The sequence below is a fragment of the Kitasatospora albolonga genome (assembly GCF_039535905.1).
Taxonomy (GTDB): Bacteria; Actinomycetota; Actinomycetes; order Streptomycetales; family Streptomycetaceae; genus Kitasatospora; species Kitasatospora albolonga.
Window position 1 is genome coordinate 1 of the sequence record NZ_BAAAYB010000161.1, and the last position, 16,754, is coordinate 16,754.

At 71.7% G+C, this 16,754-nt stretch carries 14 protein-coding genes and 1 tRNA gene; 3 read left to right on the forward strand and 12 right to left on the reverse strand.

The window, feature by feature from the left end:
* The 6 genes from ABD946_RS41595 to ABD946_RS41620 form a co-directional block, all read right to left on the reverse strand.
* The coding region (locus tag ABD946_RS41595; RefSeq protein ID WP_345290921.1) for a galactose-binding domain-containing protein at positions 1-2,046 on the reverse strand (2,046 nt) is incomplete at its 3' end.
* Between the two features lie 171 nt (positions 2,047-2,217).
* The gene (locus ABD946_RS41600; protein WP_345290922.1) at positions 2,218-3,837 is read right to left on the reverse strand and encodes a glycoside hydrolase family 13 protein; all 1,620 of its coding nucleotides are present in this window, start codon (positions 3,835-3,837) and stop codon (positions 2,218-2,220) included.
* Between the two features lie 38 nt (positions 3,838-3,875).
* Positions 3,876-4,760: a carbohydrate ABC transporter permease gene (locus ABD946_RS41605; protein ID WP_345290923.1), complete on the reverse strand. Its 885-nt coding sequence runs from the start codon at positions 4,758-4,760 to the stop codon at positions 3,876-3,878.
* Between the two features lie 12 nt (positions 4,761-4,772).
* On the reverse strand, positions 4,773-5,645 hold the full coding sequence (locus ABD946_RS41610) for a carbohydrate ABC transporter permease (RefSeq protein ID WP_345290924.1): 873 nt from the start codon (positions 5,643-5,645) through the stop codon (positions 4,773-4,775).
* Positions 5,642-7,030: an ABC transporter substrate-binding protein gene (locus ABD946_RS41615; protein ID WP_345290925.1), complete on the reverse strand. Its 1,389-nt coding sequence runs from the start codon at positions 7,028-7,030 to the stop codon at positions 5,642-5,644. Before ABD946_RS41615 ends, ABD946_RS41610 begins: the two co-directional genes overlap by 4 nt.
* Before the next feature lie 458 nt (positions 7,031-7,488).
* Positions 7,489-7,562, reverse strand: a tRNA-Thr gene (locus tag ABD946_RS41620).
* Positions 7,563-7,818: 256 nt separating this feature from the next.
* Here ABD946_RS41620 and ABD946_RS41625 point away from each other — a divergent pair.
* From ABD946_RS41625 to ABD946_RS41635, 3 genes are all read left to right on the forward strand, one after another.
* Positions 7,819-8,910, forward strand: a complete 1,092-nt coding sequence (locus tag ABD946_RS41625; RefSeq protein ID WP_345290926.1) for an ABC transporter ATP-binding protein — start codon at positions 7,819-7,821, stop codon at positions 8,908-8,910.
* A 146-nt stretch (positions 8,911-9,056) separates the two neighbouring features.
* A complete protein-coding gene (locus ABD946_RS41630) occupies positions 9,057-9,494 on the forward strand; it encodes a hypothetical protein (protein WP_345290927.1) in 438 nt (145 codons plus the stop codon).
* Between the two features lie 125 nt (positions 9,495-9,619).
* Positions 9,620-10,366, forward strand: a complete 747-nt coding sequence (locus tag ABD946_RS41635) for a nucleotidyltransferase family protein (protein ID WP_345290928.1) — start codon at positions 9,620-9,622, stop codon at positions 10,364-10,366.
* A 115-nt stretch (positions 10,367-10,481) separates the two neighbouring features.
* Here the strand turns inward: ABD946_RS41635 and ABD946_RS41640 are convergent, their stop codons facing one another.
* The 6 genes from ABD946_RS41640 to ispD all read right to left on the reverse strand — a co-directional run bounded on the left by ABD946_RS41640 (position 10,482) and on the right by ispD (position 16,547).
* Complete coding sequence (locus tag ABD946_RS41640; RefSeq protein WP_345290929.1) at positions 10,482-12,023, reverse strand: DoxX family protein; 1,542 nt, start codon at positions 12,021-12,023, stop codon at positions 10,482-10,484.
* Positions 12,024-12,204: 181 nt separating this feature from the next.
* The gene (gene rlmB / locus ABD946_RS41645; protein WP_345290930.1) at positions 12,205-13,197 is read right to left on the reverse strand and encodes a 23S rRNA (guanosine(2251)-2'-O)-methyltransferase RlmB; all 993 of its coding nucleotides are present in this window, start codon (positions 13,195-13,197) and stop codon (positions 12,205-12,207) included.
* A gap of 118 nt (positions 13,198-13,315) precedes the next feature.
* A complete protein-coding gene (gene cysS, locus ABD946_RS41650) occupies positions 13,316-14,710 on the reverse strand; it encodes a cysteine--tRNA ligase (RefSeq protein ID WP_345290931.1) in 1,395 nt (464 codons plus the stop codon).
* Between the two features lie 72 nt (positions 14,711-14,782).
* Positions 14,783-15,175 (reverse strand): PPOX class F420-dependent oxidoreductase, encoded by a 393-nt coding sequence (locus tag ABD946_RS41655; protein WP_345290932.1) that lies wholly within the window; start codon positions 15,173-15,175, stop codon positions 14,783-14,785.
* A 99-nt stretch (positions 15,176-15,274) separates the two neighbouring features.
* The gene (ispF, locus tag ABD946_RS41660; protein WP_345290933.1) at positions 15,275-15,769 is read right to left on the reverse strand and encodes a 2-C-methyl-D-erythritol 2,4-cyclodiphosphate synthase; all 495 of its coding nucleotides are present in this window, start codon (positions 15,767-15,769) and stop codon (positions 15,275-15,277) included.
* Complete coding sequence (gene ispD, locus ABD946_RS41665) at positions 15,759-16,547, reverse strand: 2-C-methyl-D-erythritol 4-phosphate cytidylyltransferase (RefSeq protein WP_380149559.1); 789 nt, start codon at positions 16,545-16,547, stop codon at positions 15,759-15,761. Before ispD ends, ispF begins: the two co-directional genes overlap by 11 nt.
* Between the last annotated feature and the right edge of the window lie 207 nt (positions 16,548-16,754).

Below are 16,754 nucleotides of genomic sequence, written 5' to 3' on the forward strand. Positions count from 1 at the left end.
GACCGAGCTGGCCGGGGCGGCCAGGTTTCCGGCGTTCTGCACCGTGGCGGAGAGCGTGACGGCGTCGGTCTCCACCGGGTTGGCCGGGCTGGCCGAGGTGGCGGTGACGGTCAGGTCCGGGTTGGGCGCGGGGGTGCCGATCACCTGGAACTCGGCCACCTGGCCGCCCCCGGAGCCGGAGTTGGCGGTGAACTTCAGCTGCACCTCGGCGGCCGTGGCGGAGACCGGGATGGTCACCGTGTTCCCCGAGGGCTGGTCGAAGGCGTAGCTCTTGGCCGCCACCAGCGAGCTGAAGCCGCTCGCCGACTGGTCCCGGCCGAGCACCTCGATGGTCTGGGTCCGGGAGGACCAGGCCGCCGCCGGGTTGAGCTTGACCACCACGGCGCTGACCGAGGCGTTGGAGCCGAGCTGCACCGCCAGGGTGCCGGGCTGGCCGTTGGCCTCCCAGTAGGTGGTCACGTCGTTGTCGTTGGCGTTGGCCGCGACGAAGGTGTGGATCACCGAGGAGGCCGAGATCGGCTTGCCCGCCGCCAGGTTGGTGCCGCCGGTGGTGCCGCTGCGCAGCACCGTGTTGCTCGCGGCCGACTGGTTGCCCGCCGCGTCCTTGGCCTTGACGTAGTACGAGACCGTCTCGGAGTCGGCCCGGCTGTCGGTGTAGGTCAGCACGTTGCCCGCGACACTGGCGCGGAGCGCACCGTTGGCGTACACGTCGTAGCCCGTCACACCCACGTTGTCGGAGGCCGCACCCCAGGCCAGCTTGACCTGCCCGGAGGCCGGTTGGGTGTACGACAGGGTGCCGGGCGCGGACGGCGCCTGGGTGTCGCCGCTCTGGCCGGTGCGGGTCACGGTGTTGCTCGCGGCCGACTGGTTGCCCGCCGCGTCCTTGGCCTTGACGCTGTACGAGACCGTCTCGGAGTCCGGGCGGCTGTCGGTGTAGCTCAGCACGCTCCCGGCGACGCTGGTGAGCAGCTCGCCGTTGGCGTACACGTCGTAGCCGGTCACACCCACGTTGTCGGAGGCCGCACCCCAGCTCAACTTGACCTGCCCGGAGGCGGGTTGGGTGTACGACAGGGTACCGGGCGCGGACGGCGCCTGGGTGTCGCCGGTGTTCGGCCCGTAGACCTCCAGCTCGGAGAGCTGGGCGGCCGGCCACGCGGTGTTGGCGGTGACGTTGACCCGCAGGTACCGGACGGTGGTGGTGCCGAGGTCGACCGTCACCGCGTTGCCGGTGGCGGGGTCGAAGACCCGGCCGGCCGAGGCGGAGAGGTCGGTGAAGGTGGTGCCGTTGGTGCTGCCCTGGACCGAGAGCGTCTGGGTGCGGCGCTCCCAGCCGGCCGGGAGCTTGAGCACGGCCCGGTTGACCGCGACGGCCGCGCCGAGGTCGACCTGCACCCACTGCGGGAGCGCGTTGTTGGCGCTCTCCCAGTAGCTGGCCTGGTTGCCGTCGCCCGCGTTGGCCGCCACGTAGGTCTGGCTGACGCCGCTGCTGCTGAAGGCCCGGCCGAGCGCCAGGTTGGGGCTGGTGGTCGAGGAGCCGTGCACCTCCAGCTCGGAGATCTGCGCGGCCGGCCAGCCGGTGTTGGCCGAGATCGCCAGCCGGACGTACCGGGTGGTGGCGGCCGGGAAGGTGATCCGGACGGTGTTGCCCGCGCCCGGGTCGAAGGAGTACCCGGCCGAGCTGGCCAGGGTGGTGAAGGAGGTGCCGTCGGCGCTGCCCTGCACCGCCAGCGTCTCGGTGCGGCTCTCCCAGCCCGCGGGGAGCTTGAGCACCACCTCGTCGATCGAGGTGGAGCTGCCGAGGTCGACCTGCACCCACTGCGGCAGTGCGCCGTTGGCGCTCTCCCAGTAGGTGCCCTGGTTGCCGTCGTTGATGTTGGTGGCGGACTGGCCGCCGGTGGTGCTGGAGGCGGAGACCGCCTTGCCGGCGGCCAGGTTGGGGCCGCCGGCGGCTACGGCGGTACCGGGGAGGAGCGGGCCGGCCAGCGCCAGCAGGCTGAGCGTGGCCGCGGTGGCCACCAGCCGGGGGATCGGTGCTCTGGTTCTCACGGGGGTCCTCTGTCTCTGACGACGGGGTGGGGGTGAGGAGTTGAGGGAACCTTGCGCGTGCGGTGGCGACCGGGCCGAGACGGCCATCCGGGCCTCCGGGGAGGGGCGGCGGGCGGAGCGGCACCCGGCCCGATGGCGGGCCGGGCGGAGGGTGTCCGCGCCACGTGCGGATCAGGCGACGCGCAGCCAGACCGCGGTGTCGGTGGGGAGCAGGGCCGGGCCGCTGAGCGGGCCGCTGGCCAGCAGCAGCGTGCGGTGCTCCGGGAGCGGGGCCGGCTCGGCCCCGAAGTTGACCAGGCAGAGCAGGTCGCCCCGGCGGAAGGCGAGCACCTCGCCGGCCGAGGGCAGCCACTCGAACTTGTCGCCGTGCAGGGCGGCTTCGGTGCGGCGCAGCTCCAGCGCGGAGCGGTAGAGGGACAGCATCGACTCAGGGTCGGCCGACTGGGCCGCCACGGTGAGCGGGGCCCAGTCGGCCGGCTGCGGGAGCCAGGGCTCGGCCGTCGAATCCTGGCTGAACCCGTACGGGGGTCGGTCGCCCGACCAGGGGAGCGGCACCCGGCAGCCGTCGCGGCCGGGGTCGGTGCCGCCGGAGCGGAAGTGCATCGGGTCCTGGAGCCGGTCCAGCGGCAGGTTCTCCACCTCGGGCAGGCCCAGCTCCTCGCCCTGGTACAGGTAGACCGCACCGGGCAGGGCCAGCGAGAGCAGCGCGGCGGCCCGGGCCCGGCGCAGGCCGAGCGCCGGGTCGGTCGGGGTGCCCCAGCGCTTGGCGGCGAAGTCGAAGCGGGTGTCCCGGCGGCCGTAGCGGGTGACGGTGCGGGTGACGTCGTGGTTGCAGAGCACCCAGGTGGCCGGCGCGCCGACGGGCGCGTGCAGGGCCAGGGTGGAGTCGATCGACTCGCGCAGCGCGGCGGCGTCCCAGGGGCGGGCCAGGAAGTCGAAGTTGAAGGCCGTGTGCAGTTCGTCCGGGCGCAGGTAGCGGGCGAACCGTTCGGCGTCCGGCAGCCAGACCTCGCCGACCAGGATCCGGGTGCCGGGGTACTCGTCGGCGATCGCCCGCCAGGAGCGGTAGATCGCGTGCAGCTCCTCCCGGTCGGTGTAGGGGTGCGGGTCGGTGCCCTTCACGAAGTCGGGCAGCTCCGGGTCCTTGGCGAGCAGCGCGGCGGAGTCGATCCGCACGCCCGCCGCGCCGCGGTCGAACCAGAACCGGAGGATCTCCTCGTGCTCGGAACGCACCAGCGGATGAGCCCAGTTGAGGTCCGGCTGCTGGGTGGCGAACAGGTGCAGGTACCAGCTGCCGTCCTCGATCCTGGTCCACGGGCAGCCGCCGAACTCGGAGACCCAGTCGTTCGGCGGGATCTCCCCGTGCTCACCCCGGCCCTGCTTGAAGTGGAACAGCTCCCGCTCCGGGCTGCCCGGCCCCGCCGCCAACGCGGCCTTGAACCAGGGGTGTTGGTCGGAGACGTGGTTGGGCACCACGTCCACCACCGTCCTGATGCCGAGCTCCAGCGCCTCGGTGATCAGCAGCTCGGCCTCCTCCAGGGTGCCGAACAGCGGCTCCACGCCCCGGTAGTCGGCCACGTCGTAGCCGCCGTCCGCCATCGGCGAGGGGTACCAGGGGTTGAACCAGACGGCGTCCACGCCGAGTTCGGCCAGGTAGGGCAGCCGGGCGCGGACTCCGGCCAGGTCTCCCGTGCCGTCGCCGTTCCCGTCGGCGAAGCTTCGCGGGTACACCTGGTAGATGGCCGCGTCGCGCCACCAGTCGGAGCGGTCGGGCGGGGATTGCTGTCCCACGATCGAGGTCCTTTCGGATCGGCGCCCGGGCCCCGGCCTCAGCCTTTGAGCCCACCCGAGGTGAGCCCGGACATGATGTTGCGTTGGAAGAGCAGGAAGAAGGCGATGGTCGGCAGCGAGGCGATCGCCAGCGCGGCGATGATGACGTTCTGCGGCACGCCCATGGCCAGGGACTTGATGCCGATGTTCAGCGTCTGGTTGGCCGGGTCCGGCTGGACCAGCATCGGCCAGAGGAAGTCCTTCCAGACGTTCACCACGGCGAAGATGGAGACCACTCCGAGGATCGGCCGCGACATCGGCAGCACGATCGAGGCCAGGGTCCGCATCGGGCCGGCCCCGTCGATCGCGGCGGCCGCGAGCAGGTCGGCCGGGATGGAGTCGAAGAAGCGCTTCAGCAGGAAGATGTTGAAGGCGTTGGCCACCGTGGGCAGCCAGATCGCCCACGGGGTGTTCACCAGGTTGAGGTGGAGCACCGGCAGGTCAAGCACCGTCAGGTACTGCGGCACGATGAGGACCGCCGCCGGGATCATCAGGGTGGCCAGCATCATGCCGAGGATCACGTTCCCCAGCACCGGCCGGAGCTTGGAGAGCGCGTACGCCGCCGCCACGTCGAACACCAGCTGGAAGGCGAGCGCCCCCAGCGCGTAGTACAGCGTGTTGAACAGCAGCCTGCCGAGCCTCAGCTGGCTCCAGGCCGTGGCGTACGTCTCCGGATGCAGCTCGCTCGGGAAGAGCGTCGGCGGGTTCTGCACCACTTCGGCAGTGGACTTCAGACCGCCGGTCACCAGCCAGTACAGCGGGCCCAGGAAGACCAGCGTGAAGCCGATGACGGTGACGGCCAGGACCACCCGGTAGAGCCACCTGCCGAGCGGACGGTCGAGTTGGGTCTGGGAGATCAGCGTCCGGGTCTGCGGCTCTGCCACCGGGCGTCCTTTCTAGTCGGCCGCCTTGCGGGACAGCCGCGCGTAGAGCACGGAGAAGCCCGCCAGCACCAGCAGCATGATCAGCCCGAGTGCGGAGGCGGCACCGTAGTTGTTGAAGTTGAAGGCGTACTGGTAGACCAGGAAGGCCACGGTGGTGGTGGAGCCCTGCGGTCCGTTGCCCCCGGTCAGCAGGAAGGGCTCCACGAACACCTGCATGGTGGCCACGATCTGGAGCAGCAGCAGGAGCGAGAGGATCAGCCGGGTCTGCGGGATCGTCACGTGCCAGATCCGCCGCCAGATGCCGGCCCCGTCCAGCTCGGCCGCCTCGTACAGCTCCCCGGGGATGCCCTGGAGGGCCGCCAGGTAGATCAGCGTGGCGCCGCCCATGTTCATCCAGGTGGCCGCGATCACCACCGAGACCATCGCGGTGTCCGGCGAGTTGAGCCAGGCCGAGGTGGGCAGGTGCAGGGCCCGCAGGATGCTGTTGAAGAGCCCGAAGTCCGGATCGTAGAAGTACTTGAAGAGCAGCACCGAGGCGACCGGCGGCATCATCACCGGCAGGTACACCAGGATCCTCAAGTACGCCTTGGCGTGCCGCAGTTCGTTGAGCAGCACGGCCACGAAGAACGGCATCGCGAAGCCCAGTACCAGGGCCAGCAGGGTGAAGAGCAGGGTGTTGCCCCAGGCTTGCCAGAACGCCGGGTCCTGGAGCAGCTGTTCGACGTTGGCCCACCCGACCCAGGTGGTCCGCCCCCGCTTGGTGCGCTGGAAGCTCATCACGACTTCCCGCACCATCGGGTACCAGGTGAAGAAGCCGAAGCAGAGCAGCGCACCGATCAGGAAGCCGTGCGCCGTCAGCTGCTCCCGGACCCGACGTAGCGTCACTGCAGGCTCGCCAGGACCTGGTTGACCTGCGCCTCGGCCTCGCCCAGCAGCTTGGCGACGTCGGCGTTCTTGTCGGTCAGGACGGCGGAGACCGGGTTGTCCAGCACCTTGTAGATCTGCTGGGCGTTGGCCGGCTCGGTCTTGCCGGGCACCTGGACGGCCAGGTACGGCGCGTAGTTGGCGACCGGCACGGTGGCGCTGGCGGCCTTGGCCTTGTTGTCGCCCTCCAGCGACGCACCGGTGAAGAAGAACGGCTGCGGCAGGCCGACCGGCAGGCCGTCGGCCTTGGTCCGGGCGTAGTCGAACTGACCCTTGCCGAGGGTCAGGTACTTGAAGTTGATCCAGGCGATGCCGGCCTTGATCTGCTCCGGGGTGGAGCCCTTCTTGAACATGTAGTCGTTGCCGCCGAGCAGCGCGGCCTTGCCGCCGATCATCGGGCCCATGCCGTAGTCGTCGTAGTTGCCCTTGAGCGTCTGCACCATGTAGGTGATGTCGTCCGGCGCGCCGATGTACATGCCGAGCTTGTCGGTCGACATCTGGGTCATCAGGTCGGGCCACTTGAGGCTCTGCGCGGCACCCATGCTGTTGTCGGTCCAGCGCATGTCGTACAGGTTCTGCAGGACCTGCTTGCCCTCGGGGGTGTTGAAGGCGGCCTTCTTGCCGTCCTCGCTCACCATCGAGCCGCCGAGGCCGTACAGCTCGGCGGTGTAGTGCCAGCCGCCCTGGTTGGTCGCGCTGTACTCGCCGTACCCGTTCACCCCGTTGCCCAGCGCGGCGATCTTCTTCGCCGCCTCCCGGACCTCCGCCCAGGTGGTCGGGGGCTTCTCCGGGTCCAGACCAGCCTGCTTGAACAGCTTCCGGTTGTACAGCAGGCCCATCTTGTAGTTGGAGGTCGGCAGGCCGTAGAGCTTGCCGCCGTCCTTCAGGGTGGCCAGCACCGAGGGGTCGATGTCCTTGAGCGCCGGGACGGTCTGCTCGTTGACGTACGCGGAGATGTCCTCCGCCGCACCCTCGTCCAGCACCTGCTGCAGGTCGGTGAAGTAGGTGTAGAAGACGTCGGTCTGCGTCTTGCCCTTCAGCTGGGCCGTGAACGGCGCCGGCTCCTCGCAGGGCGAGGCGTCCTTGCTCTTGATCGTCACGTTCGGGTACAGCTTCCCGAACGCCGCGACGTCCTCGTCCCACTGCTTGCGCTCCGCCGCCTTGGTCACCGGCGGCTGGCAGTCCACGCTGATCGTCACCTTCGCCGACGCATCCAGCGTGGCGCCCCCACTCGCCTTGCTGTCCTCGCTCCCTCCCCCTGAACTCCCGCACGCGGCAAGCGACATGGCCATCCCTGCGGCCAACGCGACGACGACGGATCTGTGGACGATCCCAGCTCTGCTCATGACGGAGGAACCCTTCTGCGGGCACGGGTGGGTGGGGTGCCGCGGCACTCACCGGCGGCACGCACATGTAACCACCGCCCGACAGATGACCACAAGATGTCGACAGAGTTTCGCAAAAACACGACAGAGTTGCGTAGGTCATCTCCCGCCCCGAGATTTCGGGCCGCCGACGACGGCCTTCACAGCGGACCAGCACGACTGGGCGGGCACGTCCTGCGGATGCGACCAACCAGACACCCACGTCGTCGAGTTGCTCATCCGGCTGGTCACGGGCCGGGAAGCCTCCGGCGTCACGCCGGTCTCCTTCGAGGGCCACCTGCACCCGCCCTCGCACACCGACGCGTCCGCCGAGGGGCCCGCCATCTGCCATGGGACGGCTGCCAGACCCCTGGGAGTGCCCCCGGGAACGACGGTGGGGCGCAGCGGCCGACTGCCACTGCGCCCCACCGGGATCGCTGAGCCCCCTGTCGGGTTCGAACCGACGACCCCCGCTTTACAAGAGCGGTGCTCTGGCCAGCTGAGCTAAGGAGGCACGGTGACCGTCCGCGGCGAGGCCACGGCGGCACCAGTGGGCAGTGTACCGGTCGGGTGTGGGGACTGTGATCGGATTGATGCCGGATTCGGGGGCCGGAAGGGGCTGACAATCGGACGATCGGGCAGGTAGCGTCGCCAGGAAGTCGTCCGGGGGCGGGTGGTCCAGACCACCTGACCGAGGGACGGCGGACGACAACTCCACCCCTTTACTCGGATCGTCCGGCACGTTCCTGCCGGTGAAGGAGCGCAGAAGCATGGCTTCGGTCACGTACGACAAGGCCACCCGTGTCTACCCGGGTGCCACCAAGCCGTCGGTCGACGGTCTGGACCTGCACATCGAGGACGGCGAGTTCCTCGTCCTGGTCGGCCCCTCCGGCTGTGGCAAGTCCACCAGCCTCCGGATGCTCGCCGGCCTGGAGGACGTCAACGGCGGTGCGATCCGCATCGGCGACCGCGACGTCACCCACCTGCCGCCGAAGGACCGGGACATCGCGATGGTGTTCCAGAACTACGCGCTCTACCCGCACATGACCGTCGCGGACAACATGGGCTTCGCGCTCAAGATCGCCGGCGTCAACAAGAGCGAGATCCGCGCCAAGGTCGAAGAGGCCGCGAAGATCCTCGACCTGACCGACTACCTGGACCGCAAGCCGAAGGCGCTCTCCGGCGGTCAGCGCCAGCGCGTCGCGATGGGCCGCGCGATCGTCCGCGAGCCGCAGGTCTTCCTGATGGACGAGCCGCTGTCGAACCTCGACGCCAAGCTCCGCGTCTCGACCCGCACCCAGATCGCCTCGCTCCAGCGCCGCCTGGGCATCACCACCGTCTACGTGACGCACGACCAGGTCGAGGCCATGACCATGGGCGACCGCGTCGCGGTGCTCAAGGACGGTCTGCTCCAGCAGGTCGACAGCCCGCGCAACATGTACGACCGCCCGGCGAACCTCTTCGTGGCCGGCTTCATCGGCTCGCCCGCGATGAACCTGATCGACGTCCCGCTGGTCGACGGCGGCGTGAAGTTCGGCGGCTCGATCGTCAACATCTCCCGCGAGGACCTGGCCGGCGCCGGCACCGACAAGAGTGTCACCGTCGGCATCCGCCCGGAGCACTTCGAGATCGTCCCGGCGGGCGGCATCGAGGGCGTCGCGGTCACCGTCAACGTGGTCGAGGAGCTCGGCGCGGACGGCTTCGTCTACGGCACCACCAAGATCGGTGGCGAGGACAAGGACATCGTCGTGCGCGTGCACGGCCGTCAGATCCCGCAGAAGGGCGAGACCGTCCACGTCGTCCCGACCGGCGGCGAGACCCACGTCTTCAACACCACCACCGGTGCCCGCCTGAGCGCCTGATCCTGACGGATCGTCATACGAAGGCCCCCGTCCGACCGGACGGGGGCCTTCGGCGTCAACCCGGGCGGGGGACGAAACCGGACACGCGTCACTCATTGGGGTAACGGAGAGCCACCGGAGCCCGACACGCCGCTACGCTCTCGTGCGTGAAGCAACTCGTGCGCCGCATCGGCCAGACCGTTGCCCTGACCCTGCCCGTGATCCTGGTGACCACCGGCACGCTCGCCGTCACCCGCGTCCCGTGGGCACCGCCCACCGGCCTCGACCAGCAGGTGGTCGCGGCCTCCAGCGGCGACGGCACCATCGGGCGCAGCGCGACCGCCGCGAACACCGACGGGATGTCCCCCAAGGAAGCCCTCCGCACCGACCTGATGACGGAGCTGCGCAACCACAACCCGGGCACCGCGCTCGACCTGCTGGAGCGCTCCATGCGGGAGAAGCCCGCACTCACCCCGTACTGCACCGAGCTGGCCGCCGACCTCGGCCGGGCCGCCGTGCGCAAGTACCAGGGCGACGTGCAGCGGGCCCGCACCTTCGCCCGGCCGGTCTGCGACGGCTCCTTCGCCACCGGCGTGGTGGGCTGACACCCCCGGGGCCCTCGGTGCCGCGGCACGGGCCGCGGCACCGGCCGCCGCGTACGCATGCCGCGTGAGCTGCCGCGCGCGGCCAGGAGGGCGTCATCGGCCGTGCCTGGGCCTATCGTTCAGGCATGACCGCTGATTCCACCTCTCCCGCCCCGCACTCCCCGCTCGTGACGCAGGCCGTCATCCTGGCGGGCGGCCAGGGCTCCCGGCTGCGCCCCTACACCGACGACCGGCCGAAGCCGCTGGTCGAGATCCCGGGCACGGGCACCCCCATCGTCGGCCACCAGCTGGCCTGGCTCGCCGCCGAGGGGGTCACCGACGTGGTGATCTCCTGCGGCCACCTGGCCGAGGTCCTCCAGGACTGGCTCGACCGGACCGAACTCCCGGTCAGCGTCAGCACGGTGGTGGAGAGCGAGCCGCTCGGCCGCGGCGGCGGCCTCAAGTACGCCGCGAAGGCCCTGCCCCGGCCGGACGAGCCCTGGTACGCCACCAACGGCGACATCTGGACCAGGTTCAGCCTGCGCGAGATGGCCGCCTTCCACCACGAGCGGGACGCCGTCGCGACGCTCGCGCTGGCCCGGCCGCGGATCCCCTGGGGCGCGGTGGAGACCGACCAGTTCGGCAACGTGCTGGACTTCATCGAGGCGCCGCCCTCGCCCTTCCTCATCAACGCCGGCCTGTACGTCTTCGCGCCCGGCTTCCAGGACCTGCTGCCGGACGTCGGCGACCACGAGCGCACCACGTTCCCGCAGTTGGCGCGCGGCAAGCGGCTGGCGGGGTACCAGCTGCCGCAGGGGTGCTACTGGCGGGCGATCGACACCGCGAAGGACCTGACGGAGGCCGCCAAGGAGCTTGCCGCAGCGTCCAACTGAGGCTGCGTCAGGGAACGGAAGCGGGGCGCGAGGTGCTGCGCTGACCCGAACTCACCGGCTGTGGTGGGTTGGTCGCGCAGTTCCTCGCGCCCCTGGCTGCACTCCTCGTCAGTCGTCAGGCATCCACTCGCTGCCCGGCCGGGCCGGGGCCCATGCCGAGGAGGGGGGCGCCGAGGACACCGCCGAGGATGCCGCCGCCGCCCGTGGAGGAGGGCTTCGGGGCGGTGGAGGAGCCACCGGTGGCACCCCGGGTGGTGCCGGCCGGAGTGCCGCCGCCGGTGCCGGCCTTGGTCGGCGAGGGTGCGGGGGGCGGCGTGTGGGGGCTCTCGGACTTGCCGGCCGAGGGCTTGGCCTTGGGGCTGCCGCTCTTGTTGGCCGAGGGGGCGGCCGGGGACGGGGTGGGCTTGGAGGACGGCGGCGGGGCCACCGGCATCGGGGCGTTGGAGGCGCCGCTGCCCGGCCACATCGGCGAACCGAAGTCCGTCGGCGGCTTGGCCGGCACCGGGCCGGTCCGTCCGCTGGTGCGGACGGCCGCGCCGAGCATGGAACCGATCAGCAGGGTCAGCCCGACCACCACGGCCGTCACCACGCCGCCGCGCCGCCAGATCCGGCGCCGGAGCGCGGCCGGGGCGGCGGCGCCGTAGCGGCGCCAGGCGTCCAGCGCGATCCGCCCGTCCAGCGAGCCGAACGGCGCGCCGGCGATCAGCAGCGGGCTCCACGCCACCAGGAAGATCAGGTCCGGGGTGTCGTAGACCGGCACCGCCCGCCAGCTGACGGTGAACAGCAGCGCGGCGGAGAGCAGCATCGCGGCACCGGCCGCGATCCGCTGCCAGAGGCCGAGCAGCGAGAGCACGCCGACCACGACCTGGGTGAACGCGACCGCCAGGCCCGCCCCGACCGGGTGGGCCATGGCGAAGTCCAGCAGCGGCTGGGCCACTCCCCACGGGTGCAGGGAGGAGAGCCAGCGCATCATCGAGCCGCGGTCACCGCCGTCGAAGTACACCGGGTCGCAGAGCTTGCTGAAGCCGGCGTAGACCGAGAGCGAGCCGAGCACGATCCGCAGCGGCAGCAGCACCAGCCCCAGGTCGACCTTCCGGCCGGGGTACCAGGCGTGCTTGGAGTCCGCGCCGACCGCCGAGACCTCGGGCAGCTCGCCCGCCGGGGCCCAGTCCTGCCGGGGCCGGACGGCCGCCGGTGCGGCGACCGGGGCCGGGGCCGGGGCGCCGCGGTAGGTCTCCAGCTGCTCGGTGTCGTCCTCCCCGACCGGGCGGGCCGGGGCCGGCACGGTGTTGAGGCGGACGGCCTCCAGCAGCTGGGTGGCCGCCTGGTCGCCGGGGGCCGCCTGGCCGGTCCAGGTGACGGCGGTGACCCGGCCCTTGCGCCGGGTGGCCGCGACGGAGCCGGCCAGCGCCGGCACCTGGGAGCCCGCCACCACGACCTGCGGGGTGACCATCGGCCGGGGGGCGAAGCCCGGGGGCAGCCCGTTGTTGGACGTCCCGTACGGGTCGCCGAAGGCGGCGCCGGGCGGGCCGTCGATCAGCGGGGCCACCGGGGCGGCGAGCCTGACCCGGAAGCTGGCCTGGGTACTGCTGAGCCTGGCCGGGTCCGACGGCACCTTGACCGTGTTGAGGCCGGGGCCGGCATCTATTCCCGCCATGCCGCCCGGGGCAGTGCGCCGAGGTGTTCTGGTGTCCACACCCGTCTAACCGGGTGACGGCCGGTTAGGACACTCTCCCGGGTGGATTCCTGACGGCGATTGAAGTGATCATGAGTAAACCGATCGGGCCTGGTCAGGCCCGATCGGTTTCCCGTTCCAAACGTACGACTACCCCTCAGGGCTACTGCTTGGCGCGCATCCGGGCGGCCTCGTAGAGCACGATGCCCGCCGCGACACCGGCGTTCAGCGACTCGGTCAGACCGGACATCGGGATCCGGACCCGGATGTCGCAGGTCTCCGAGACCAGGCGCGACAGGCCCTTGCCCTCGCTGCCCGCGACGATCACGACCGGGCCGGTGAGCGCCTCCAGGTCGGCCACCTCGGCCTCGCCGTCGGCCGCCAGGCCGACCACCATCAGACCGGCCTTCTGGTACGCCTCCAGCGCGCGGGTCAGGTTGGTGGCGCGCGCGACGGGCAGGCGCGCGGCGGCGCCCGAGGAGGTCTTCCAGGCACCGGCGGTCATCCCGGCGGCGCGCCGCTCGGGGATCACCACGCCGTGCGCCCCGAAGGCGGCGGCGGAGCGGACCACGGCGCCGAGGTTGCGCGAGTCGGTCACGCCGTCCAGGGCGATCACCAGCGCGTCCTCGCCGTTCTCGGCGGCGTCGGCCAGCAGGTCGTCCGGGTGCGCGTACTCGTACGGCGGGACCTGGAGCACCAGGCCCTGGTGGTTCATCCCGCCGGTCATCTGGTCCAGCTGCGGGCGCGGCGCCTCCATCAGCGGGACACCCCGCTCGTTGGCGGCCTGGACGGCCTCGCGCACCCGGTCGTCCATGTCGATGAACTGCTGCACGTACAGCGCGTTGGCCGGCACGCCGCCCTGCAGCGCCTCGACCACCGAGTTCCGGCCGAACACCAGCTCGGCCGAGCCGGCGCCACCGCGGCCGCCGCGGCCACCGCCGCCGGAGCGGCGCATGCCGGCCCGCGACTTGGCGTCCATCTCGCGCTTGGTGGCGGCGTTGGCCTGCCGCTGCTTGACGTGGCCCTTGCGCGCCGAGGCGGGCGGGGTCGGGCCCTTGCCCTGGAGCGCCTTCCGGCTGTGGCCGCCGGTACCGACGGACGCGCCCTTCTTCGATCCGGGGTTGCGTCGGTTCCTGCGCTGGCTGTTGCCGGCCATGGCTGTACTTCCCTTGTCTGTCTCGCCCGCCCCGGCGACGACCGTCGGCGGCGGGCTCTGCGTCGTGCGGGTGGGCCGCACCGGTGAAGGTACGGCCCACCCGCGCCCCGAACCGGGGCTACTGGTTGTTGAGCGTCCAGCGCGAGCCGGTCGGGCCGTCCTCGACGGACAGTCCGGCCTGCGCCAGCTGGTCGCGGATCGCGTCCGCGGTCGCGAAGTCCTTGCGGGCCCGGGCGGCCTGGCGCTGGTCCAGCACCAGGCGGACCAGCGAGTCGACCACCGGGCGGAGGTCGTCGCCGCGCTCGGCTCCGGCCCACATCTCGTCCAACGGGTCGAGACCCAGCACACCGAGCATCGCACGGACCTCGGCGAGCCGCGCCACCGCGTTCTCCTTGTCGTCCGCGGCGAGGGCGCTGTTGCCCTGACGGACGGCGGTGTGCACCACGGCCAGCGCCTGCGGGACGCCCAGGTCGTCGTCCATCGCCTCGGCGAAGGCCAGCGGCACCTCGGGCGCCGCGTCCACCGGGCCGCAGGTCTCCACCGCGCGCTCGATGAAGTTCTCGATCCGGGCGAAGGCGGTCTCCGCCTCGCGCAGGGCCTCCTCGCTGTACTCGATCATCGACCGGTAGTGCGGGGCGGCCAGGTAGTAGCGGAGCACGATCGGACGCCAGGCCCGGACCATCTCGGAGACCAGCACCGAGTTCCCGAGCGACTTGGACATCTTCTCGCCGCTCATGGTGACCCATGCGTTGTGCACCCAGAAGTTGGCGAACCCGTCGCCGAAGGCCTTGGACTGGGCGATCTCGTTCTCGTGGTGAGGGAAGATCAGGTCCAGCCCGCCGCCGTGGATGTCGAAGGCGGTGCCCAGGTACTTGTGCGCCATGGCCGAGCACTCCAGGTGCCAGCCCGGGCGGCCGCGGCCCCAGGGGGTGTCCCAGCTGGGCTCGCCCTCCTTGGCCCGCTTCCACATCGCGAAGTCGCGCGGGTCGCGCTTGCCGGTCTCGCCCGCCGACTCGGGCTGCAGCAGGTTGTCCAACTCCTGGTTGGAGAGCTCCAGGTAGTCCGGGTAGGTGGTCACGGCGAAGTAGACGTTGCCGTCCGCCTCGTAGGCGTGGCCGCGCTCGATCAGGCCCTGCATCATCTCGATCATCTCGGGCACGTGCCCGGTGGCCCGCGGCTCGATCGAGGGCGGCAGGCAGCCGAGGGCGGTGTAACCCTCGCTGAACGCGCGCTCGTTGACGGAGGCGACCTGCCACCACGGGACGCCGAGGGCGTGCCCCTTGGCGATCACCTTGTCGTCGATGTCGGTGACGTTCCGGACGAAGGTGACCTGGTAGCCGCGGTAGCCGAACCAACGGCGCATCACGTCGAAGTTCAGGCCGGACCGGATGTGCCCGATGTGCGGGGGCGCCTGGACGGTCGCGCCACACAGGTACATCGAGACACAGCCCGGTACAAGCGGGACGAAGTCGCGTACCTGGCGGGTGCTGGTGTCGTACAGGCGAAGGCTCACAGCGTCAAGCGTAGTGGGCACCGGGGGGTGCCCCGCCACCTTTCCGTCATGGCCCCGTCGGATCGGGCCGGTTCAGAGGTTCCCGACCGCCTTGCGGGCCGCCAGGCGGCACACCACCCGGACGTCGTCCGGCCCGTCGTAGCCGTAGTCCTCGCCCCGGTACTTGCGCGACAGCTCGTCGATCAGCTCCCGCCCGCCCTCACGGACCATCACCACCTCGCCCCGCAGCTCCAGGTAGGTGTACGGGTGGTCCGGCGGGTTGACCAGCAGGGTGATCCGCGGGTCGCGGAGCATGTTGAGGTGCTTGCGGCGCCCCTCGACGGTGGAGAACAGCACCTCGTCCCCGTCCCGCCTGACCCACACCACCGAGGACTGGGGGCTGCCGTCCGGCTGCACGGTGCTCACCACCGCGAAGGTCTTCCCGTCGAACAGCGCCCTGGCCCGCTCGGAGAGCTCTACCGCCATCGTGGTCCCTTTCCCTCGGCGTCCCCGGGGAACGGTACTGACCGGCGGGCGGCACACGGGAGTTGAACACCCGTCAGCCATCCGAACGGACCAACGGCGTCAACCCGCCCGGTACACCAGGGCGGTGGCGATCGCAGCCAGGCCCTCGGCCCGGCCGGTGAGCCCCAGCCCGTCGGTGGTGGTGCCGGAGACCGAGACGGGGGCGCCCACGGCCGCCGAGAGCGCCGCCTGGGCCTCCGCGCGCCGCTTGCCGATCTTCGGGCGGACGCCGATCACCTGGATCGCCACGTTCCCGATCTCGAAGCCCTCGGCCCGGACGATCCGGGCCGCCTCGGTCAGCAGCGCGACGCCCGAGGCGCCGGACCACTCGGGGCGGTCGGTGCCGAAGTGCGCGCCCAGGTCACCGACCCCGGCGGCCGAGAACAGCGCGTCGCAGGCGGCGTGCGCGGCCACGTCCGCGTCCGAGTGACCGGCCAGCCCGTCCCCGGCGCCCGGCCACTCCAGGCCGGCCACCCGGAGCGGGCGCCCGGCCTCGAAGGCGTGCACGTCGGTGCCGATCCCGACCAGCGGGATCACGGGGGTGTCAGAAGCCATCGGAGGCCCTCCTGCGGGCGAGCACGGCCTCGGCGAGCACGAGGTCCAGCGGACGGGTGACCTTGAAGGCCTCTTCGTGGCCCGGGACGACCACCACGGTGCCGCCGAAGTGCTCGACCATCCCGGCGTCGTCGGTGACGGTGAGCCCCGGCTCGACCAGCGCCCGCTCGTGCACCTCGGCCAGCAGCTCCCGGCGGAAGCCCTGCGGCGTCTGCACCGCGCGCAGCGAGGACCGGTCCGGGGTCTCCAGCACCGGCTCGGGCCGCCCGCCCGGCTGCGGCTCGACCCGCTTGACGGTGTCCGCCAGCGGCACCGCCGGCACCACCGCCCCGGCACCGCCCTTCACGGCGGCCGCCACCGCGTCCACCACCTCGACCGGCACCAGCGGCCGGGCCGCGTCGTGCACCAGCACCACCGGCACGTCGGCCGGGATCGCGGCCAGACCGAGCCGGACCGACTCCTGCCTGGTCGCCCCGCCGGCCACCACCCGGACGTCCTTGCCGTCCAGCCCGTGGCTGTCCAGCAGTCCGACCACCTCGGCCACGCCGTCCGGCGGCGCGGCCACCACCACCAGCCCGACCGCCCGGCTCCGGGCCAGCGCCCGGACGGCGTGCACCAGCAGGGGCACCCCTCCGAGTTCCCGCAGGGCCTTCGGGGCACCGGGCCCCAGCCGCTCGCCCCGCCCTGCGGCGGGGACCACGGCCGCTGCGACTGCTGCCGTACCGTTCAGGGTTCGCTCCTTCGGCGCTGTGCTGCATCCATGCCGTACTGCATTCATGTTTTACGCCCGCGGCCCGGTGGGTATGGCCCTGGCGAAGCCGAACGAGGCGCGCCGGTCCCCTTCCGAAGCCGGCCCGCCCCCGCCAGGCCTCACACCGAGTGACCGGGGCGGCTCGTCCCCGGGTACGCCGAAGCGCCCGGGCTGCCGGGCCGCACCGGGGCCACGTTACGTGACCGCGGTGAGTGCACCGACATCGGGCGCTTC

Excerpts from the sequence above, each read along its gene's own strand:
- ABD946_RS41615 (WP_345290925.1), bottom strand. The coding sequence starts at position 7,030 with ATGAGCAGAGCTGGGATCGTCCACAGATCCGTCGTCGTCGCGTTGGCC.
- ABD946_RS41625 (WP_345290926.1), top strand. The coding sequence starts at position 7,819 with ATGGCTTCGGTCACGTACGACAAGGCCACCCGTGTCTACCCGGGTGCC.
- ABD946_RS41635 (WP_345290928.1), top strand. The coding sequence starts at position 9,620 with ATGACCGCTGATTCCACCTCTCCCGCCCCGCACTCCCCGCTCGTGACG.
- ABD946_RS41640 (WP_345290929.1), bottom strand. The coding sequence starts at position 12,023 with ATGGCGGGAATAGATGCCGGCCCCGGCCTCAACACGGTCAAGGTGCCG.
- rlmB (WP_345290930.1), bottom strand. The coding sequence starts at position 13,197 with ATGGCCGGCAACAGCCAGCGCAGGAACCGACGCAACCCCGGATCGAAG.
- ABD946_RS41655 (WP_345290932.1), bottom strand. The coding sequence starts at position 15,175 with ATGGCGGTAGAGCTCTCCGAGCGGGCCAGGGCGCTGTTCGACGGGAAG.
- ispF (WP_345290933.1), bottom strand. The coding sequence starts at position 15,769 with ATGGCTTCTGACACCCCCGTGATCCCGCTGGTCGGGATCGGCACCGAC.
- ispD (WP_380149559.1), bottom strand. The coding sequence starts at position 16,547 with ATGAATGCAGTACGGCATGGATGCAGCACAGCGCCGAAGGAGCGAACC.